At 50.2% G+C, this 21302-nt stretch carries 17 protein-coding genes; 9 read left to right on the top strand and 8 right to left on the bottom strand.

Features of this window, described 5'->3' with window-relative positions:
• Nucleotides 1-261: 261 nt before the first annotated feature.
• The 3 genes from pgsA to uvrY all read right to left on the bottom strand — a co-directional run bounded on the left by pgsA (nucleotide 262) and on the right by uvrY (nucleotide 3381).
• Complete coding sequence (gene pgsA / locus D6M16_RS03640; RefSeq protein ID WP_120510613.1) at nucleotides 262-819, bottom strand: CDP-diacylglycerol--glycerol-3-phosphate 3-phosphatidyltransferase; 558 nt, start codon at nucleotides 817-819, stop codon at nucleotides 262-264.
• A gap of 82 nt (nucleotides 820-901) precedes the next feature.
• Entirely contained in the window at nucleotides 902-2737 is a 1836-nt protein-coding gene (gene uvrC, locus D6M16_RS03635; RefSeq protein WP_120510612.1) for an excinuclease ABC subunit UvrC, read from the bottom strand.
• On the bottom strand, nucleotides 2737-3381 hold the full coding sequence (gene uvrY / locus D6M16_RS03630; RefSeq protein ID WP_027252441.1) for a UvrY/SirA/GacA family response regulator transcription factor: 645 nt from the start codon (nucleotides 3379-3381) through the stop codon (nucleotides 2737-2739). The genes uvrC and uvrY overlap by 1 nt, the downstream gene beginning before the upstream one ends.
• Nucleotides 3382-4303: 922 nt before the next feature.
• Between uvrY and xdhA the strand changes: the two genes are divergently transcribed.
• From xdhA to guaD, 4 genes are read left to right on the top strand one after another with little or no spacing between them, the layout of a single operon-like run.
• Nucleotides 4304-5752 carry a xanthine dehydrogenase small subunit gene (gene xdhA, locus D6M16_RS03625; RefSeq protein ID WP_120510611.1) on the top strand — a complete coding sequence of 483 codons (1449 nt, stop codon included), beginning with the start codon at nucleotides 4304-4306 and terminating at the stop codon, nucleotides 5750-5752.
• Nucleotides 5745-8168 (top strand): xanthine dehydrogenase molybdopterin binding subunit, encoded by a 2424-nt coding sequence (xdhB, locus tag D6M16_RS03620; RefSeq protein WP_120510610.1) that lies wholly within the window; start codon nucleotides 5745-5747, stop codon nucleotides 8166-8168. Before xdhA ends, xdhB begins: the two co-directional genes overlap by 8 nt.
• 57 nt (nucleotides 8169-8225) lie before the next feature.
• On the top strand, nucleotides 8226-9068 hold the full coding sequence (xdhC, locus tag D6M16_RS03615; RefSeq protein WP_120510609.1) for a xanthine dehydrogenase accessory protein XdhC: 843 nt from the start codon (nucleotides 8226-8228) through the stop codon (nucleotides 9066-9068).
• A gap of 24 nt (nucleotides 9069-9092) precedes the next feature.
• Nucleotides 9093-10442 (top strand): guanine deaminase, encoded by a 1350-nt coding sequence (guaD, locus tag D6M16_RS03610; RefSeq protein ID WP_120510608.1) that lies wholly within the window; start codon nucleotides 9093-9095, stop codon nucleotides 10440-10442.
• Nucleotides 10443-10551: 109 nt separating this feature from the next.
• Here the strand turns inward: guaD and hmpA are convergent, their stop codons facing one another.
• Nucleotides 10552-11724 (bottom strand): NO-inducible flavohemoprotein, encoded by a 1173-nt coding sequence (gene hmpA, locus D6M16_RS03605; RefSeq protein ID WP_120510607.1) that lies wholly within the window; start codon nucleotides 11722-11724, stop codon nucleotides 10552-10554.
• Nucleotides 11725-11838: 114 nt separating this feature from the next.
• Between hmpA and nsrR the strand changes: the two genes are divergently transcribed.
• On the top strand, nucleotides 11839-12267 hold the full coding sequence (gene nsrR, locus D6M16_RS03600) for a nitric oxide-sensing transcriptional repressor NsrR (RefSeq protein ID WP_120510606.1): 429 nt from the start codon (nucleotides 11839-11841) through the stop codon (nucleotides 12265-12267).
• A 239-nt stretch (nucleotides 12268-12506) separates the two neighbouring features.
• On the opposite strand, the gene D6M16_RS03595 is transcribed toward nsrR, so the two are convergent.
• Genes D6M16_RS03595 through puuE form a run of 4 tightly spaced genes read right to left on the bottom strand, consistent with a single transcriptional unit; the run spans nucleotide 12507 to nucleotide 15835 of the window.
• The gene (locus D6M16_RS03595) at nucleotides 12507-13781 is read right to left on the bottom strand and encodes a urate hydroxylase PuuD (protein ID WP_120510605.1); all 1275 of its coding nucleotides are present in this window, start codon (nucleotides 13779-13781) and stop codon (nucleotides 12507-12509) included.
• A gap of 46 nt (nucleotides 13782-13827) precedes the next feature.
• Nucleotides 13828-14373: an ureidoglycolate lyase gene (locus D6M16_RS03590; RefSeq protein WP_046219225.1), complete on the bottom strand. Its 546-nt coding sequence runs from the start codon at nucleotides 14371-14373 to the stop codon at nucleotides 13828-13830.
• A 20-nt stretch (nucleotides 14374-14393) separates the two neighbouring features.
• Nucleotides 14394-14909 (bottom strand): 2-oxo-4-hydroxy-4-carboxy-5-ureidoimidazoline decarboxylase, encoded by a 516-nt coding sequence (gene uraD / locus D6M16_RS03585; protein WP_120511855.1) that lies wholly within the window; start codon nucleotides 14907-14909, stop codon nucleotides 14394-14396.
• 2 nt (nucleotides 14910-14911) lie between these two features.
• Nucleotides 14912-15835, bottom strand: a complete 924-nt coding sequence (gene puuE / locus D6M16_RS03580) for an allantoinase PuuE (RefSeq protein ID WP_120510604.1) — start codon at nucleotides 15833-15835, stop codon at nucleotides 14912-14914.
• Nucleotides 15836-16230: 395 nt separating this feature from the next.
• Between puuE and uraH the strand changes: the two genes are divergently transcribed.
• The 4 genes from uraH to D6M16_RS03560 all read left to right on the top strand — a co-directional run bounded on the left by uraH (nucleotide 16231) and on the right by D6M16_RS03560 (nucleotide 21277).
• Entirely contained in the window at nucleotides 16231-16584 is a 354-nt protein-coding gene (uraH, locus tag D6M16_RS03575) for a hydroxyisourate hydrolase (RefSeq protein ID WP_120510603.1), read from the top strand.
• Between the two features lie 282 nt (nucleotides 16585-16866).
• Nucleotides 16867-18213, top strand: coding sequence for an NCS2 family permease (locus tag D6M16_RS03570; RefSeq protein WP_120510602.1), 1347 nt, complete (start codon nucleotides 16867-16869; stop codon nucleotides 18211-18213).
• 194 nt (nucleotides 18214-18407) lie between these two features.
• Nucleotides 18408-19802 carry a nucleobase:cation symporter-2 family protein gene (locus tag D6M16_RS03565; protein WP_120510601.1) on the top strand — a complete coding sequence of 465 codons (1395 nt, stop codon included), beginning with the start codon at nucleotides 18408-18410 and terminating at the stop codon, nucleotides 19800-19802.
• 104 nt (nucleotides 19803-19906) lie between these two features.
• A complete protein-coding gene (locus D6M16_RS03560; RefSeq protein ID WP_120510600.1) occupies nucleotides 19907-21277 on the top strand; it encodes an 8-oxoguanine deaminase in 1371 nt (456 codons plus the stop codon).
• The last annotated feature ends 25 nt before the right edge of the window (nucleotides 21278-21302 follow it).

Here is a 21302-nt window from a genome sequence, read left to right as displayed (position 1 = left end):
TGCCCTTCTACTGACAGCGCCATCGCTAGCAGTACCTACGGATCGTCAACATGCAATCAGCCTGAGTTCATGATGACGGATGTGTCTCAGATATGTTGCCCCCTGAGATTGCGCGAAAAATAACATATTGCGCTTTTCATTGCCAAGCAGAATTTGCGATTGAATAAAAAAATTCATCTACTTTGTTTCAACACACTGGTTACAAGAGAAAAAGAAAAGCGGCCAAAGCCGCTTTCTCTAAATAGGTAGGTGATTGTTCTGTCACATATTGTCGGGGTGGAGTAAATCACCCTTTGCGGCTTTCAGATACAGATACATTGACCAATAGGTCAAAATTGTTGCCATGTAGAGGGCAACAAAACCCACAGTCTCCAGCAGTTCGTTGGGATGCCACATCAGCATCACCAGAGCAAACATCTGAGAAGCGGTTTTCACCTTGCCTACCCAGGAAACAGAAATGCTGGAACGCTTGCCCAGTTCAGCCATCCACTCGCGCAAGGCTGATATGATGATCTCTCTGCCTATCATGGTAATCGCCGGAATCGTTACCCAGACGGAGTGATAGTGTTCTGTCACCAGCACCAGCGCCGTTGCTACCATGACTTTATCGGCAACCGGGTCGATAAAAGCACCGAATCTTGAGGTCTGGTTCAGCTTACGGGCCAGGTATCCGTCAAACCAGTCTGTGATACCTGCTATGGTGAAGATAAGAGCGGTGGCAAACGGTGACCATTCGTAAGGTAGGTAGAAGGTAATCACGAAAAATGGAATGAGCACCAGCCTGACGAAACTCAGGATATTTGGAATTGTTAAGCGCATATTGTTCGTTCTTATGTTTAACGTATTGTGCCTGCCAACGAAAACCTTTCCGCTGTAAACAGACCTTAAGGGTGCCGCAAAGCTAGCCGTGTTGCAATGCGTCGTATATTTTTTCGGCCAGAGATCGGCTTATGCCCGGCACTTTTTCGATTTCTTCCCTGCTTGCGCGTTTCAGTTCCTGTAATCCCCCCATGTATTTCAACAATGCCTGTCTGCGTTTCGGCCCGATACCTTCCACATCTTCCAGTGTACTCCGTTTACGGGCTTTTCCACGCTGTGCCCTGTGACCACTGATAGCATGATCATGGCTTTCATCGCGAATATGCTGAATAAGATGCAACGCCGGTGAATCGCCAGGCAGTGAAAACTCTTCCCCGGTGACCAGCAGTAAGGTTTCCAGGCCAGGTTTTCGGGTTGTGCCCTTCGCCACCCCCACCAGTAACGGCCTTTTAGGCCAGTCAAGGCACAACGGGCTCACCACCTCATGGGCGCGGGAAAGCTGTCCTTTGCCCCCGTCGATAAAAATAATATCGGGGATCTTATCAGGATCAATCTGTTTACTATACCTACGGTTTAACACCTGTCCCATAGCGGCATAATCATCGCCCCCTGTGATGCCGGTAATATTAAACCGTCGATATTCTGCCTTGACCGGCCCTTCCTGATTGAAGACAACACAAGAAGCTACCGTTTTCTCGCCCATCGTATGGCTGATGTCAAAGCATTCCATACGGGAAAGTGAATCTAGTCCCAGCAATTCACGCAGCTCCGTCACACGCTGATGAACCGTCATTTTATGATTGAGTTTACTGGTTAATGCCGTCTGGGCATTGGTTTGCGCCAGTTTCAGGTAGCGGGCACGATAGCCTCGGGCCTGTGAACGCAATTCGACTTTACGGCCTGCGACTTCAGTCAGCGCTGTTGACAAGGCCGCCTGCTCATCGCCCAACGACTCACTGACAAGAATAACAGAGGGAATGGTCCGCCCTTCCGCCTGATTGAAATAGAACTGACTGATGAAGCTGGTGATCACCTCGTTCATATCGGTATCGGCTGGCATACGCGGAAAATAACTTCGGCTGCCCAGCACCTTGCCCTGACGGATGAAGAGAGCATGAATACACGCCATGCCTTTATCGTGAGCGATACCTATGACATCCAGATCATCTTCGCTGTCCTGGCTGACAAATTGCTGCTCCTGTATCCGGCGCAACGCCTGAATCTGATCCCGGTAACGCGCGGCCTTCTCAAAAGCGAGCTGCTGGCTGGCCACTTCCATTTTGTTTACCAGCGAATTGATCACCTGGCGGTCTTTACCTTGCAAGAACAGACGCACGAAATTGACCTGTTCAGCATAGTCCTCATCGCTGACTAATCCCTTGACACAAGGGCCGAGGCAGCGACCAATCTGATACATCAGACAAGGACGGCTGCGATTGGCGTAGACCGAGTCTTCACACTGCCGGATAGGAAAAATTTTCTGGAGAAGGTGCAGGCTTTGGCGAACAGCGCCTGAGTCCGGATACGGGCCGAAATACTCACCTTTGCGTTTCTTCGCCCCCCGGTGAACCGCCAGTTTCGGATGATGCTGACCGCTCAGAAAAATATAGGGGTAAGACTTATCATCACGCAGCAGTACATTGTATTTAGGGAGGTATTGCTTGATGTAATTATGCTCGAGGATAAGAGCTTCTGTTTCGGTGTGCGTAACAGTGACATCGATTTTACAGATGTTGCGAACCAGCGCCCGGGTTTTCTCGCTCGACACCTGAACACGAAAGTAACTCGCCAGCCGTTTTTTCAGATCTTTTGCTTTACCGACATAAATAACGTCACCAGCCTGGTCATACATTCGGTATACACCAGGCTGATTTGTGACTGATTTCAGGAAACTTTTTGCATCGAAGGTTTCTGACACTACAAGGTCTCTGTGTCTAACATGCCATGACGAATTGCAAGGTGGGTCAGTTCAACATCGCCATTGATATCCAGTTTATTAAACAAGCGATAACGGTAGCTATTTACCGTTTTAGGGCTTAAGTTCAATTGCTCGGAAATCTCGGTCACTTTCTGACCTTTGGTAATCATCATCATGATTTGTAATTCACGCTCAGACAAATCCTTAAACGGGTTCTCTGAGTTGGATGCAAACTGGCTCAGCGCCATTTGTTGTGCAATTTCCGGCGAAATATAACGCTGGCCACTATTTACCGTACGAATCGCGTTGACCATTTCATCCGCTCCGGCACCTTTGGTCAGGTAACCGCAAGCGCCGGCTTGCATCACTTTTGTCGGGAATGGGTTTTCCGTATGGACAGTCAGCACGATAATCTTCACATCCGGATTGAAGCGAAGGATCTTTCGCGTCGCTTCCAGCCCACCAATGCCTGGCATATTCATATCCATCAGGATTATGTCGGCATGCTCGTTTCGACACCACTTTACGGCGTCCTCACCACTGATGGCTTCCCCTACCACTTTAATACCACGGACATCTTCCAGAAGACGTCGGATCCCTGTGCGAACCAGTTCGTGATCATCTACAAGGAATACATTGATCAAGCTGTATCTCCAATATGATTTGGCTCTGCACCCTGCCGGAATTGGCGGGATAACTTTTGCTGATAGTACCCAATTTTGCCTGAACTTGGAATGTTCTCACAGACTGTTTATGTGTAAAAGCACACGAATTACTCATCGTATTAAGCCACATAAACGGATGAAAACATCCTGTTTCAGCCTGTTAAGTCAAAAACATACAGGGACAGTAACCTATGAAGCAGTGCAGAATAATATTCAGTATTACCGGGCTGTTATAATCCACAAAATAAAAAAATGCTACTCCCGTATTCATTCATCTTATTTATACTCATGCCCTAATTTATCTATTTCAGCCTCTTTGATGAAGCTGGCTGGCTTTTCACAGACTCTTAACATCGGTAGTACTGAAACTATCAAAAAACACACCGCCCGACCCAGCCAGTCCTCTGCTCTGTCTGACCCCTCACCGCGGCTTTCCCTTAACTTCAGTTTAGTTCAGCCCGCCTGTTCAATACGGCATGCTACCGTAAAAAAGCTTGTCAGATCACAGAGTCTCTACATTCATGGTCAATAAGAAAAAAATCATTCTATATTGATATATATCAACAAGTTAACCCATCCAATCACAAACAAACCCACGCCTTCCACTCAGCATATTCCACCAATAAATACTAAAATTTACAGATGAAGATTCCGTTTTATTGATGACAGTTATATCAAAACCATGACTTGTTACCTATATCACAACATTTAGAAACAAATTTGACACAAAAGGCATGACCCAACAGTACAAAAATGGAGCAAGATATTGATTAAAAAGAGTTAAGTGTATTTTTCAACCAAAGCTGCTCTGTCACACAGCGTTAACACAAAAGTTGACTACTGGGTCAAGTATATCCAGAATTGACTTATAGGTCAGATCATGAGCCTGTGAGGAGGTCACTTGATTACTTTTTTGTTAAACCAGGACATTCGGGAAGAAGAGCATGTTTCCCCGAATATGACGGTACTGAACTACCTGCGTACCCATGTAAAGAAAACAGGCACCAAGGAAGGTTGTGGCTCTGGTGACTGCGGTGCCTGCACCGTAGTGCTGGGTGAACTTGTCGACGGAAAACTGCAATACCGCTCAGTCAACTCTTGCCTGACGTTTGTGTCTTCCCTGCATGGCAAGCAGCTGATTACGGTTGAAGATCTGCAAAATGCCAACAAGCAACTCCACCCTGTTCAGCAAGCCATGGTCGAATACCACGGCTCACAGTGTGGTTACTGTACACCTGGCTTTATTATGTCGATGTTTGCGCTGAGCAAAAACAAGCCAGCAGCCGATAAAGAAGATGTGATGGAAGCGCTAGCAGGCAACTTATGCCGTTGCACCGGTTACCGCCCTATCGTCGATGCTGCCCTGTCGCTAAGCCAGGAAGAACAGCTGATGGATCAGTTCGCAGAGCTGGAGCGCCAGACAGTTGCCAAGCTGTCCAAAATCAATCTGTCTAACGCCACTTTGAAACATGACGGTCAATATGGCTTTTCTCCGACCTCAAGCGACGAGCTGGCCAATCTGCTGCTGACGCACCCGGATGCTCGCATGGTTGCTGGTGGTACGGATCTGGCTCTGGAAGTCACTCAGTTCCACCGCTCAATCGACAAGCTGATCAACGTGGGCCTGGTCAGCGATATGAAGATCCTGACCGAGACTGAAAGCAGCATTGAAATTGGTGCAAACCTGCCGATTTCTGACTGTTATGCCACACTGAAAAAGTACTATCCGGATTTCGGAGAACTGCTGCACCGCTTTGCTTCTCTGCAGGTGCGTAATCAGGGCACTATCGGCGGTAACGTCGCGAATGCCTCACCTATCGGTGACAGTCCCCCACTGCTGATTGCACTGAATGCGCAGATTGTGCTGCGTCGTGGTAACGACCGCCGTACCATACCGCTGGAAGACTACTTCATCAGCTATAAAGTCACGGCCCAGCAGCCTTCCGAGTTCATTGAAAAAATCATTGTGCCTAAGCCTGTGATTGGCAGCCAGTTCCGTGCGTACAAACTGTCGAAGCGTCTGGACGATGATATTTCCGCCGTCTGTGGTGCGTTCACTATCGCATTAAGCGATGACGGAAAAGTGGCTGATGCCCGTATTGCCTTCGGCGGTATGGCGGCAGTGCCAAAACGTGCCACCAACTGTGAAGCAGCACTGGTTGGTCAGACGTGGAATCTGGAGACGGTCAAGACCGCGATGGCTGCGCTGTCTGACGATTTCGAGCCGCTGTCTGATTTTCGGGCCAGCAAGGAATATCGTGCATTAACGGCCGCGAATATGCTGCACCGTTTCTATCTCGAACAACAGTCCAACGGCCAAATTGAAACAAGGGTAACTGCTTATGTCTAATCATCACCATAACACATTGAGTCACGATGAAATGGTGGCGAAATTCGCGCAGGATCTGACTTCCGGCGTGGGTAAAAGCGTAAAGCATGACAGCGCTGCCAAACAAGTAACTGGCGAAGCCATTTATATCGATGACCGGCTGGAATTTCCAAACCAGTTGCACGTGTATGCACGTACCAGTACGTATGCGCATGCCAAAATTACCAAGCTGGACGTCAGCCCCTGCTACGCCTTTGAAGGCGTCGCCATCGCTATCACCAGCAAAGATGTTCCGGGACAACTGGACATAGGTGCGGTATTACCGGGCGACCCCCTACTGGCAGACGGCATTGTTGAATTCTACGGTCAGCCTGTTATTGCGGTTGCCGCCAATGACATGGAAACAGCCCGCAAAGCCGCTCAGGCGGCCATCATCGAATACGAACCACTGGAAGCCGTATTGGATGTTGAAGAGGCTCTGGCCAAGAAACACTTCGTCTCAGGCAGTCACCAGCACAAGCGCGGCGACTCTGAAGGCGCACTGGCGAGCGCGAAGCACGTACTGGAAGGCGATCTGCATATCGGCGGTCAGGAACACTTCTATCTGGAAACCCAGGTCAGCTCTGTGATGCCAACCGAAGACGGCGGCATGATAGTGTACACCTCTACCCAGAACCCGACTGAAGTGCAGAAACTGGTGGCAGAAGTGCTGGGTGTGCCGATGCACAAAGTAGTGATCGACATGCGCCGCATGGGTGGCGGTTTCGGTGGTAAAGAAACGCAGGCGGCAAGTCCGGCGTGCCTGGCTGCTGTGATTGCTCACCTGACAGGCCGCCCGACCAAAATGCGTCTGCCACGTATGGAAGACATGGTCATGACGGGTAAACGCCACCCGTTCTACAACCAGTATAAAGTCGGTTTTGATGATGACGGTCGTATTCACGGTATTGATATTACGGTATCAGGGAACTGTGGCTATTCGCCTGATCTGTCTAACTCTATCGTGGACCGCGCCATGTTCCACTCTGACAACGCCTATTATCTGGGTGATGCCACTGTGACAGGTCACCGCTGTAAAACCAATACAGCTTCGAATACGGCTTACCGTGGTTTCGGTGGCCCGCAGGGCATGATGACCATTGAGCACATCATGGACGAAATCGCCCAGCATCTGGGCAAAGATCCGCTGGATGTGCGCAAGGTGAACTATTACGGCCATGATGATCGCAATGTCACCCACTATTACCAGAAAGTGGAAGACAACTTCATTCATGACATTACTGAGCAGCTGGAAGCCAGCAGTGAGTATAAAGCGCGCCGTAAAGCCATTGCTGAATTCAACAAAACCAGTCCGATTCTGAAAAAAGGGCTGGCGCTGACACCGGTTAAATTCGGTATCTCGTTTACAGCCACTTTCCTGAATCAGGCGGGCGCGCTGATCCACATTTACACTGATGGCAGTATTCATCTCAACCACGGTGGTACAGAGATGGGTCAGGGTCTGAATATCAAAGTGGCTCAGGTAGTGGCAGAAGTGTTTCAGGTGGATATCGACCGTATTCAGATCACGGCGACCAACACCGACAAAGTCCCGAATACTTCGCCCACGGCGGCATCCTCTGGTGCTGACCTGAACGGTAAAGCGGCTCAGAATGCCGCGCTGACCATCAAACAGCGCCTGATCGATTTTGCCTGCAGCCATTTTAAAGTCACGCCGGAAGAAGTGATCTTTAAAAACGGCCTGGTGCAAATTCGTGAAGAACTGAAAACCTTTGAAGAAATCATTCAGATGGCTTACTTCAATCAGGTTTCGCTGTCGAGCACAGGCTTCTACCGCACACCTAAGATTTACTACGATCATGAGAAAGCGCGCGGTCGCCCATTCTACTACTACGCCTACGGTGCAGCCTGTGCCGAAGTGGTACTGGATACCCTGACCGGTGAATACAAAATCCTGCGTGCCGACATACTGCATGATGTAGGTGCTTCCCTGAACCCGGCGATTGATATCGGTCAGGTTGAAGGTGGCTTTATTCAGGGTGTGGGCTGGCTGACGACAGAAGAGCTGGTGTGGAACGATCAGGGCCGCCTGATGACAAGCGGTCCGGCGAGCTACAAGATCCCGGCCATTGCTGATATGCCGATTGATTTCCGCACGCATCTGCTGGAAAACCGCAGCAACCCGGAAGACACAGTCTTCAACTCTAAAGCCGTGGGTGAACCTCCGTTCATGCTGGGTATGTCGGTCTGGAGCGCCATTAAAGACGCCATCCGTTCAGTTGCTGAGCCAGGTACTTTAGTGAAACTGGACACCCCGGCAACACCAGAGCGCGTACTGTGGGCAATTAACGAAGTGCAACCGTCTTCGTCTCAACCTTTCCTGAGTCGCAGGAAGAAAGAAGAGGCAGAGACAGCAACAAGTGAACAAGCCCAGTAAAAACAGCCAAAAGTAGTATATGGCGGGCCTTCGGGCTCGCCTGATGAGGAAAGCGCGATGTTTAAAGACAACTGGATTCATGCCCTGGCTGAACTGGATCAACGTGGTGAACCTTGTGTCATGGTCACTGTACTGGCAGACCGGGGTTCAGTACCTCGTGATGCCGGCACCAAAATGCTGGTGACCCGTAACGAGATCATCGCCACCATTGGCGGCGGTCACCTGGAGCACAAAGCGATCAAACTGGCACGGGAAATGCTGCTGACCGGAGACAGACATCCGCGCGTCGAGCACTTCAATTTAGGTGCCAGACTGGGTCAGTGCTGCGGCGGTATGGCCACCTTGAGCCTGGAGCCGATTGGTCAGCAACAACACCATCTGGTGCTTTTTGGTGCAGGCCATGTCGCGAAAGCGTTAATCCATATTGTCAGTACATTACCTTTTCGCGTGACCTGGATCGATCAGCGGGAAAGTGAATTCCCTGCCGAGCTGCCACTCGGTGTATCCAAGCTGGTGTCTGATGATCCGGTTGGCGAGATCCGCGATATGCCCGCCAACAGTTATTATCTGGTGATGACGCACAATCATCAGCTGGATTTTGAACTGGCAAGGGAAATCCTCAACAGAAATGATACTGCCTATTTTGGCATGATAGGGTCGCTGACCAAGAGGAAGAAGTTTGATTATCGACTGTCACAACGCGGCTACGATGATGAAACCATACGGCGTATGGTCTGCCCGATTGGGATTGATGCCGTCAAGGGTAAGCATCCGGCTGAAATTGCGGTTTCCGTTGCGGGCGAGCTGATTGCCCACTATCAGGGCGAAACCCTGGCCGATAAACGCGAGGACTCTGCTGCCACAGAGCTCAATGACAGCACCGACAATCAAGTCGCCTGACAGCGATTAACGAAGGATAAATACATGACATTACAACGCACGGCTTATCGCTCAGCGATTTTACACAGCATTGCCGATCCCCAGGAAGTCGGCCTTGAAAACAGCTTTGAATTTTTTGAAGACGGTGTTCTGGTGGTTGATAACGGCCACATTCTGGATGTGGGCCCGGCCGAAGAAGTACTGGCACGCCACCCGTCCTCAATGCCCGTTACTCAGTATGAACACAAGCTGATCACAGCCGGCTTTATCGATACCCATATTCACTATCCGCAAACCGGTATGATTGCCTCTTACGGCGAGCAGTTGCTGGACTGGCTGGAAAACTACACCTTCCCGGAAGAGCTGAAGTTTAAAAACCCTGTGTATGCACGTCAGGTTGCCAATATTTTCTTTGATGAGCTGGCCAGCAACGGAACGACCACTGCTCTGGTTTTCGGTACAGTACATAAAGAATCGGTAGATGTGTTTTTCGAAGAAGCTGAAAAACGCAAACTGCGCATGATTGCCGGTAAAGTCCTGATGGATCGCAACGCGCCGGATTACCTGACCGATACCCCGGAATCCGGTTATCAGGACTCAAAAGCGCTGATCGAAAAATGGCACAACAAAGACCGCCTGCTGTATGCCGTGACGCCGCGTTTCGCGCCAACCAGCACACCAGAGCAACTGGCCACAGTCGGTAAATTGCTGGAAGAGTATCCGGATGTGTACATGCACACCCATCTTTCTGAAAACAAGAAAGAAATTGAGTGGGTACTGGAACTTTTCCCTGAGCGTGACAGTTACTTAGATGTATACGATCATTACAAGCTGTTGAAAAACAGAGCGGTATTTGCCCACGGTGTTCATTTAACCGATTGTGAGTGCAAACGACTTTCAGAAACCGGTTCTGCCATTTCGTTCTGCCCGACGTCTAACCTGTTCCTTGGCTCTGGTTTATTCAATCTGCCAAAAATGGAACAACATGGTGTTCGTGTCGGTATGGGCACCGATGTTGGTGCCGGCACCAGTTTCTCACTGCTCCAGACTATGAGTGAAGCCTATAAGATTCTGCAGTTACAGCAGCAGAAACTGCATCCGCTGAAATCTCTGTATCTGTCGACACTGGGCGGTGCCAAAGCCCTGTACCTGGACGACAAAATAGGCAACCTGAAACCCGGCAAAGAAGCAGATTTCGTGGTACTGGATCTGCACGCCACACCGTTAATGTCTTTCCGCATGCAGCAAGCAAAAACGCTGGAAGAGCAACTGTTTGTGCTGATGAGTCTGGGTGATGACCGCACCGTCAGCAAAACCTTCGTCTATGGCGAAAAAGCCTACGATGCCGAAGGCACAACCGAACCAGAAATGGTAACTAAGAAAAAAGCGAGCTAAAAACTCGCGTCTCCACAATGCGTCTATCCTTGCCCGTCCCGGTATTCACGTCTCTAACACCGCCGCGGACGGGCGTTTTTTATCTTGCCTGCTTCTGTCTGAATCTAACTCACAACACCTTATGCGGTCCGAAGCACTCATAATGCATCTGCGATTCGCTCACGCCTTTCTCTTTAAGCTGCTTTGCCACATGCTGCATGAAACCTACCGGGCCGCAGAAATAGAAAGTGGTATTGTGCCAGTCAATTGCACCATCCATCTGGCTGAGATCCATAAAGCCGTCAAAATCTGTGTTGACTCCCTGTGGCTCGCGATACCATACACGGCTACTGACACCCTCTGTTGTATTTGCAATCTCTTCCACCTGGCTGCCAAACGCATGCTGACGGTGGTTTTCGGCAGCATGTAGCCAATGAACCGGCGCCTGGTGACTGTCTTTGATGCTCTCCAGCATCGCCAGCACAGGCGTCAGACCCACACCTGCCGAAATCAGGGCAACAGGCTGAGTCACTTCAGAACGGAAGAAGAAGTCTCCGGATGGTGCTGCCAGCTGGACTTTATCACCGACCTTCAGCTGCTGATGCAGATAAGATGACACAGTACCCAGCTTCTCATGCTTGACCGTAATTCGGTAAGTCTTGCCATTGGAGGCCCCCGACAGGCTGTACTGGCGGATTTCCTGATTGTCAAAGCAATCTGGCTTCAGATAAATACCAATGTACTGTCCCGGTTGGTAAGCCGCGACCGGCTGATCGTCTGTCGGCATAAACACGAAACTGGTAATCACATCGCTTTCTGGTGTTTTTGCCACCAGCTCAAATTCCCGCGTGCCGCGCCAGCCACCGCTTTTTGCCTCATTTTCCTGGTAAATGGCCTCTTCGCGATCAATAAAGACTTTCGCCAGTACACCATACGCTTCTGCCCATGCATCCAGCACTGCCTGGCCCGGTGCGAACAATTCATCAATGGTCCCAAGCAAGTGCTCACCCACAATCGCGTACTGATCAGCCGTAATGCTGAAGCTGGCATGTTTCTGGGCAATTTTCTCCACCACAGGCAACAGCACTTCCAGATTATCGATATTAGCGGCATAGCCGTACACCGCATTGAACAAGGCTTCACGCTGACGACCGCTGTCCTGATGGGTAAAGTTAAAAATATCTTTCAGCTCAGGGTGATGACTGAACATACGATCATAAAAATGTGCAGTGAGTTTAGGGCCGGTTTCGGCTAAAAGCGGTGCGGTAGATTTAACGATATCGATGGTGTTCTGGCTCAGCATAGCAGCTTCCTTTAAAGATGTATCTATAATGCATGTTTTAAAGTTGTATCTTAAATATATCTTTCAGTCAACAAAGGAATTACACTTGCTGCTAGTGTTCAAAGAGGAATAAATGTGCAACTGACCAATTTTACTGACTACGGATTAAGAGCGTTGATCTTGCTGGGTTCCTTGCCAGACGGGGAGCTCACCAGTATCAGCCACGTCAGTGACACGTTTGCTGTGTCCAGAAATCATATGGTGAAAATCATCAATAAACTGGGCCAGCTGGGTTATGTAAAAACCGTACGCGGAAAAAATGGCGGGATATGTCTGGCAATGCCAGCGAGTGAGATCATTGTGGGTCAGGTGGTTCGGGATCTGGAACCGCTGCAAGTAGTGAACTGCGCACCCGAGTTCTGCCATATCACGCCAGCCTGCCGCCTGAAATCTTATCTGGCGAAAGCCAAAGACGCTTTTCTGGCAGAGTTAGACCAATGCACCATCACCGATCTGCTGGCTGATAACCAGGAATTGCTGATTTTACTTACCAGGCCTGCATAAATTTCAGACAAAAAAAAGCCCCGATACAAATCGTATGGGGCTGGTCACATATTATGGATTGATATGTAAAGGAGATTATCTGCCCTTCTTTACCCAGGTTTCAGTTTTGGTCACAACACACGCTTATTCAATCAGATTGCCATCTAGTTTATGAACTTCGCCTGCTTGTATCCAAGCTGTAGCACCGGATATGTCTGGGCTAACGGACTATAAAGTGGGGGCTTTCGCCCCCGAGGGGATTAAAGATGCGCGCCCTGTTTCACCCAGGTACCGATCAGCTTACGCTCATCATCGGTCATCTGAGTCAGGTTACCCAGCGGCATTACTTTCGTTTGTACCGACTGCGCAACTATGCGGGGTGCATTCACTTTAATTTCTTCCGGTGTATCCAGTATCACACCCGCAGGCGCTGTCGAGAACGCAGCGTGCGTCGGTTGTGCTGAATGGCACACTGAACAACGCTCCTGAATGACATCATTCACCTGAGCAAAACTCACTCCGCTGCTGGCAGGCTGAGCTGCTGTTGCCGAGCCGGTTTCTGCCTGTGCAGTCGCTGATTCTGCTTTAGCTTCTACAGCAGGGACAGACGCAGCAGGAACAGAAGTCTCACCCATTCGGCTTGCGTAAGGCGAGGTCACAAATGCCAGCGCGATCATGCCCAGAGCTGCCACAGGCACTGTCCAGGCAAACTTCTGGCTGCCATGACGGGTGTTGAAGTAGTGGCGCACCAGGATACTGAAGACCGCCAGACCTGCCAGGATCAGCCAGTTATATTCTGAGCCATAAGTGCTCGGGAAGTGGTTGCTGATCATGATGAACAGCACTGGCAGCGTCAGGTAGTTGTTATGACGTGAACGCAGCAGACCTTTTGCCGGCAGTACAGGATCCGGTTCGCGGTTCTCTTCAATGGCTTTTACCAGACCACGCTGAGCCGGCATGATAACGAAGAATACGTTACCGACCATGATAGTACCGATGATTGCACCGACATGAATGTAAGCACCACGCCCGCTGAACACCTGGCTCAGGCCATAGGCTGCAGCCACTAAACCGAAGAACAGGATAATACCCAGTAACATCGGCTTCTTACCCAGCGCGGAATCACACAGCAGGCTGTAAATAATCCAGCCAGCTGCCAGAGAGCCTACACCCAGTGCAACTGATGCCGTGGCACTCAGACCTGAGCCCGGCGCAACCAGATAGATATCCGCATTGAGGTAATACACCACACCCAGCAGCAGAACACCTGTGATCCAAGTGAAGTAAGCTTCCCACTTAAACCAGTGCAGATTTTCAGGCATGCTTGGCGGTGCCAGTTTGTATTTTTCAAGGTGATAAATACCACCGCCGTGAATGGCCCAGAGGTCACCAGACAAGCCAGTTTTCGGATTGACACGGTTCAGGTTGTTTTCCAACCAGACAAAGTAGAACGAGGCACCAATCCAGGCGATACCTACAATCATGTGAACCCAGCGAATTGCCAGATTCAGCCATTCCGTCATATGTGGATCCATAACGAACTCCTGTTATGTTATGCGAACTTTAATTGCCTTGGGCTTATCAAAGTGCGACGGTTAATGCTTCCTGCTCCAAACTGCTCAGTGATAATTCGATACGAACATCGTCAGAAAAGTACACTTCATCGCAGTTATTGCCAGGCCCGGCACGATCGACGACCAGAAATTGATCATCCTTGCGCAGAGCCAGAACCGGGTGGTGCCAGACCCCTTTTCCATAATTCACGCCCTGACGTCCGTTACTGTAAAACGCCTTAAGCTGAGCGGGGTCCGGTGTGTCCCCTGCCGGGGCCACCAGGATCAGGTACGGATTTCCAAGTAAAGGAATAAAGGCCTGAGATCCCAGAGGATGCCTCTCCATCATGGCTATCTGTAAAGGATAACTCAAAGGCTGGGCTTCAAAGATACTGATGATGGCTGAACCACCTTCTTCCTGCACATCCACATTCGCCATAGCATGGTAACGTCGGGTTGACCCGTTATTGATCATAAAGTAGTCACTTACTTCTTTATCAATAACATCACCAAAAGGGGCAAATGCTTCGCGGGTAAGTGGCTCAATCGTCAGTTGTCTCACTGGTGTACTCATGGTGACTATTCCTGTCCTGATTACATTGTCTGCAGGCGGAATAAAGCGATCTTATTGATCTCTTCCAACGCCTTATCGAACTCAGCCTCAATTTCATTGCCTAATCGCGCCTCGAACGATTCGAGGATTTGATAACGATTGGCCCCTTTCACCGCCATGATGAAGGGAAACTGAAAACGTGCTTTGTAGCTATCGTTATAACGATTGAACTTTTCGAATTCTTCTGGTGAACACTGGCTAATCCCTGCGCCAGCCTGCTCGGCGGTCGACGCTTCGGTCAGCTCACCGTTCACAGCGGCTTTTCCGGCTAAATCCGGGTGCGCATTAATCAGGGCTAACTGTTCTTCTTTGCTGGCTGAAAGCAAAGTATCTGCCATACGCGCATGCAGGGTGCTGATGTCATCATCAGCATCACTGAGACCATTGTCGTAAACTTTTTCCGCCACCCAGGGGCTGTGCTCATACACATCTGCAAATTGAGAGACAAACTCTTCCCTGCTCATTTGGCTCGGTTGGCAAGACGTAAAACGCGCCATCATTAATACTCCTTCATACTTGGGTGCGGGTGGTGTTCGTGCCAGTGCTTGGCGATATCAATTCGGCGGCACAGCCAGACCTTGTCGTGCTGGCTGACATAATCCAGGAAACGGCGCAGTGCAGCGATACGTCCGGGACGGCCAATCAGGCGGCAGTGCAAACCCACTGACATCATTTTGGGTGCTGTAGCACCTTCTTCATACAGGGTGTCAAAGGTGTCTTTTAAATAATTGAAAAATTGATCACCTGCATTAAAGCCCTGCACAGTAGCAAAACGCATGTCATTGGTATCCAGTGTGTAAGGAATCACCAGCTGCGGTTTCGGACCTTCTTCGTGCCAGTAAGGCAGATCGTCATCGTAGGCATCAGAGTCGTACATAAAGCCGCCCTCTTCCGCCACAATGCGACGAGTATTCGGGCCGGTGCGGCCTGTGTACCAGCCGTACGGACGCTCGCCAGTCAGATTTTTGATAATCTCAATCGCTTTCATCATGTGATCGCGCTCTTCTGACTCGTCAATGTTCTGATAATCAATCCAGCGATAGCCATGGCTACAGATCTCGTGGCCGGCTTCGACAAACGCTTTCGCCACATCCGGGTGACGTTCCAGTGCCATAGCCACACCAAATACAGTCAGCGGCACATCGTATTCTTTAAACAAGCGCAGGATGCGCCATACGCCAGCACGGCTGCCGTACTCATAAATCGATTCCATGCTGATATGACGCTGACCCGGAAATGGCTGTGCCGCTGGGATCTCAGACAAGAATGCTTCCGACTCGCTATCACCATGAAGAATGCAACGTTCCCCACCTTCCTCGTAGTTGAGAACAAAAGAGACAGCGACGCGAGCGTCATTTGGCCAACGTGGGTGCGGGGGTACTGCACCATAGCCGATCAGATTGCGTGGATACTCATTACTCACACATGACTCCTTTAATCCTAATTGGTCAACACACTGACCATCTGATAATCAATTTATAACAGTGATTGTATACAATATCCAGAATTTTTGTAAATAAAATGTGCGCAACATTTTTTAATATCCATCAAAAAAAGTTAACTGCTTGTTACCCCTATATAGCTTACTTTAATATCAATACGTTAGCTAACAGTCAGGTACAACAAAGGGTTACATAGCCTAACTTTCGGGTTAACATTTCGGTTACACAAGCCTTTACTAATCGGTAAAGTTGTGTACATAGTTAAATACAATGTGGCGAACTGATTACGGATCACACATCAGAAGGCATACAATAGGTATGCAAGAAGTAATCCATTTTCTGTACAACTTAAGGAGCGCAACGCGCGAGGTTATCCATGGGAAAACTGACAACTCACGTGCTTGACACAGCCTCAGGCTTACCTGGAGCGGAAATTAAAGTGTCGCTTTATCGTCAAGAAGGCACAGACTTCGTTCTGGTTAAAACCACTCATACCAATTCTGATGGCAGAACTGACCAGCCTTTGCTGGAAGGAAGCGAATTCCAGAGCGGTAAATATGAGCTGGTATTTGAGACTGCCCATTACTTCCGCCAGAAAGGCGTTGAACTGTCTTCAGTTCCCTTTCTGGACGATATAGTCATCCGTTTCGGTATCGCAGATACCGGCAGCCACTATCATGTGCCGCTGCTGGTTTCACCTTACAGCTTCTCGACATACCGGGGCAGCTGATCCACAACGGAACACAAGTAGAACAATGATGGTTCCCGGCCTGAGGTCAGATGCAGGTCCGGGTACCGCGCAAGAGAGTTTGAAGATTGTATACAATGAGTGCAGGCTAAGTAGTAATCACTTCAAAAACCACGCAGTCTCCGGCAGTGACCAGGCCGGCAGGGTTTTCAGTAAGTGACGGCCTGGAACATTAGAGGGAAGTCCTGTCTGACAGGTGAAGTTGGGAACACTAAAAAACAACCAGCACACATCGTCACTCAGGCAAAAAAAGGAAGCGTCGTCATGAACAACTCTAAAACAGAAACGCTCGGTCGTTCTGAAGCTGTTTCAGCTTCACTGTTAGAGCGTCTGTTTAAACTCAGAGCTCACGGCACCAACGTGAAAAGTGAGATCGTCGGTGGGATTACAACCTTTGCCACCATGGCTTATATCATTTTCGTTAACCCACAGATCATGTCGGCCTCAGGCATGGATGCCGAAGCGGTTTTTGTTGCAACCTGTATTGGTGCTGCAATAGGCACTTTGCTGATGGGCCTGTTTGCAAACTGGCCTGTCGGTCTGGCACCGGGCATGGGGCTGAACGCCTTTTTCTCTTTCACAGTAGTGGGAGAAATGGGCTACAGCTGGCAAGTTGCCTTAGGGGCGGTTTTGATTTCCGGTATTCTTTTCGTTGCGATGAGCTTTTACAAAGTCCGCGAATGGATCATCGAAAGTATCCCTGAAAGCCTGCGTTTTTCCATGACTGCCGGTGTGGGTCTGTTTCTGGGACTGATCGGCCTGAAAACTGCTGGTATCGTGGTAGACAGTCCTGCCACTCTGGTCAGTCTGGGTGACTTTACCCAGCCACAGGCGCTGCTGGCCGCAATCTGCTTTCTGATCATTGCCGTACTGAGTGAGCGTAAGGTCTTCGGTGCCGTCCTGATCGGTATGTTCAGTGTTACCCTGATCGGTATTCTGCTGGGTCTGGTTCAGTACAATGGGGTGATTTCTTCTCCACCGAGTCTGGCACCGACCCTTTTCGCCATGGATATTGCCGGCGCACTGAACATTTCGATGATCAGCGTGATCCTGGCTTTCCTGTTCGTGAATATGTTTGATACTGCCGGTACCCTGATGGGTGTGGCTGAGCGGGCAAACCTGAGAAACAAAGAAACCGGTAAAATTGAAGGTCTGAGCAAGGCTCTGAAAGCCGACAGTATCGCCAGTGTGGCAGGTGCGTGTGTGGGTTGTCCGCCTGTCACCAGTTATGTAGAAAGTGCAGCGGGTGTTGCGGCAGGTGGCCGGACCGGGTTGTCAGCCATAGTGATAGGCCTGCTGTTTGTCGCGGCCATCTTCTTCTCACCGCTGGCTGGCATGATCCCGGCTTACGCCACTGCCGGCGCACTGATTTACGTTGCCTTTGTAATGATGAGCAGCATGCAGCACGTAAAATGGAACGATTTTACTGATGCTGCGCCTGCCGCCATCACCGCTTTGATGATGCCGCTGACTTTCTCCATCGCCAACGGTATCGCACTGGGTTTCATTACCTACACAGTGCTCAAAGTCGCCACGGGCAAAACCAAAGATGTCTCAATCAGCATGTACATTCTGACCGCGATTTTTGTCGCCAAGCTGGTGTACCTCTGATCACTGAATGACACATGCAATACCAATCTAAAAGTCATTATTAGAAAAGAAACATATATGCATACCTACCTCTGTCGAACGGCAGAGGCAGGTCACTGCATACTTAAAAAACAAAATTTAATAAAGCCATAGACGCGAACACAACCTATAACCCTACGCAGCCAATTCATCGGATGAATTGTGGAGAACTAACGATGAAACTTCTCTATACGCTAAACCAGAGACCACCACACAGTATCACCCTGCTCTTAGCTATCCAGCATATGCTGGCTTCCATCGGCGGCATTGTCGCTGTGCCATTAATTGTCGGCACCTCTATTGGTCTGCCGACCGATGAAGTCGTCACCCTGATCAATGCCGCCCTGCTCGCTTCCGGTATTGTTACCATTGCCCAGTGTCTTGGATTTGGCCCTGTCGGTATTCGTCTGCCCGTTGTGATGGGTTCGAGTTTCGGTTTTCTGGGTGTTGCCATCAGCATAGGCAATGCTGACGGTGTAGGCGGTATCATGGGCGCGGCACTTGTCGGTTCTTTTGTGGTCGTGGCAGCCAGCTTCTTCATGGATAAAATCCGTAAGCTGTTTCCCAATGTGGTCAGCGGTGTGGTGGTAACACTAATTGGCCTGACCATTCTGCCCGTCGCCATGAACTGGGTGGGCGATGCACCTAATACCAGTGAACAGTTCGCGACCATGCCAAAGCTGTTCCTGGCATTTATCTCGCTGGCAATCGTTATCGTCGTTTCCATTTACTGCCGTGGTGCCGTCGCCGCCTCTGCCATTGTTATCGGCCTGGCCGGTGGTTATCTGGTGGCCCTGTCAATGGGTATGGTTGATCTTGACCAGATTGCACGCGCAGAGTGGGTGGGCAGCCCGGCCATCATGGAATACGGAATGAGCTTCAGTCTGTCGGCTATCATCAGCATGAGCCTGGTCTACATAGTCGTGATTGCAGAAGCCACAGGGGATTTCATGGCTCTGGCAAACAACTGTAAAGTCAAACTGTCTGGTAACGATCTGAAACGCGGCCTGCTGGGTGACGGACTGGGCAGCACACTGGCTGCTTTCCTGACCGCCATGCCACTGGCTTCTTTCAGTCAGAACGTAGGTATCGTAGGCATCACAGGTGTGGCCAGCCGTTATGTCGTGGCAACAACCGGCGGCTTGCTGATCCTGGGTGGCCTGTTCCCTAAACTGGCAGCACTGGCAGTGACCATTCCTAAGCCAGTTCTGGGCGGTGTCGGTTTCATCATGTTCGGCATGATCGCTTATGCCGGTATTCGTATGCTGATAAAGGCAGCAGACACCAAACGTAACGCACTGGTGATCTGTGTCGGTCTGGCATCGGGTCTGGCAGTGACTATCGAACCGCGCCTGGTTCAGCACCTGCCACACGATCTGGCTAACCTGTTCCACTCAGGCATTACTACCGGCACAATCGTGACTGTACTGCTTAACCAGATCCTGCCTGAGAACGCTGTCAGCGACAAAATCGAGGAAACCGCAGACGACGAGGCAGAGAATGAACTTCCGGTTCAAGCTTCTGAAACTGCGGAAAAGAAGCAACACATTGAAACAGCTAAACAATCCTGAACAGAGAGACAAATAACACTTCACTTTAACCCGGGGATCCTGAAGATCCCCACCCCCATAAGACCTTCTCCTCGGTAACGGCAGAGAAGGCTAAGGAAATAAAAATGGTAACCATCTGGCTGAAAAACCCTTTAGCCATTTACACAGGCTCAAACACAGAATCGGATGCCCGCGGTGGCATCGTGATTCAAGGCAGCAAAGTGATTGAGCTGGTTCCTCTTGGTGCTCAACCGTCTAACAAACCCGATCAGGTGATTGATGCCAGTGAGCATGTCATCACTCCCGGACTGGTGAATGCCCATCACCATTTCTATCAGACGCTGACCCGTGCGTATCCGGATGCACTGAACAAAGAGCTGTTCCACTGGCTCAAAACCTTGTATCCGGTCTGGGCGGGCCTTGATGAAGAAATGATGCAGGTAGCCACTGAGCTGGCCTTGGTTGAGCTGATGATGTCCGGCTGTACTACCGCATCGGATCACCATTACCTGATCCCCCGCGGTCTGGAACACGCCATTGATATCCAGGTCGACACCGCACAAAAGCTGGGTATCCGTTCAATTTTCACCCGTGGTTCGATGAGTCTGGGTGAAGACGAAGGCGGCCTGCCGCCCCGTCATACCATTCAGAAAGAAGACACCATACTCGATGACAGCTTACGACTGATTCGTCAGTACCATCAGCGTGGTGATGGCGCGATGACGCAGATTGCTCTGGCGCCCTGCTCGCCTTTCTCAGTAACCACAGATCTGATGAAAGAAACTGCTCGTCTGGCAGAACGTGAAAATGTCATGGTACACACCCATTTGTGTGAAACCATTGATGAAGAAAACTTCTGCCTGGAGCGTTTCGGTCTGCGCCCTGTCGATTATCTGGAAGAAACCGGCTGGCTGAATCACCGTACCTGGCTGGCACACGGAATTCACTTTAACGAAGAAGAAATTCGCCGTTTAGGGAAAGCCGAAGTCGGTATCTGCCACTGTCCGTCATCAAACATGATGCTGGCCTCCGGTATCTGCCGCAACAAAGAGCTGGAAGCGGCAGGCGTGAAAGTGGGCCTGGGCGTTGATGGTTCAGCGTCAAACGACGGCTCAAACCTGGTGAACGAAGTGCGCATGGGGCTGTATATCCAGCGCCTGCGTTATGGTTCGGCTGATGTCACCCATTTCGATGCCCTGCGCTGGGCAACATCGGGATCGGCACGTGCTATGGGCCGTGAAGATTTTGGCACACTGGAGGTGGGCAAACAGGCTGACATCGCCATGTTCCGTCTTGATGATATCCGCTTCTCGGGTGCGCACGACCCATTGGCAGCCCTGGTGCTTTGTGGTGCCCATCAGGCAGACAGAGTCATGGTGGCGGGACAATGGCGTGTCCATGATGGCAGGGTGATCGGTGTTGATTTACCGGCACTGCTGAGCCGTCATCAGGCAGCCGCGAAACGTCTGGTCGAGCGATTCCAGCAACGCCGATAATCACATAATGACACCATTGTTTTTG

This window comes from Photobacterium salinisoli (genome assembly GCF_003614885.1).
GTDB classification, from domain to species: domain Bacteria; phylum Pseudomonadota; class Gammaproteobacteria; order Enterobacterales; family Vibrionaceae; genus Photobacterium; species Photobacterium salinisoli.
Note: the sequence above shows the minus strand (reverse complement) of the source record. Positions and strands in the feature narration are given on the sequence as shown.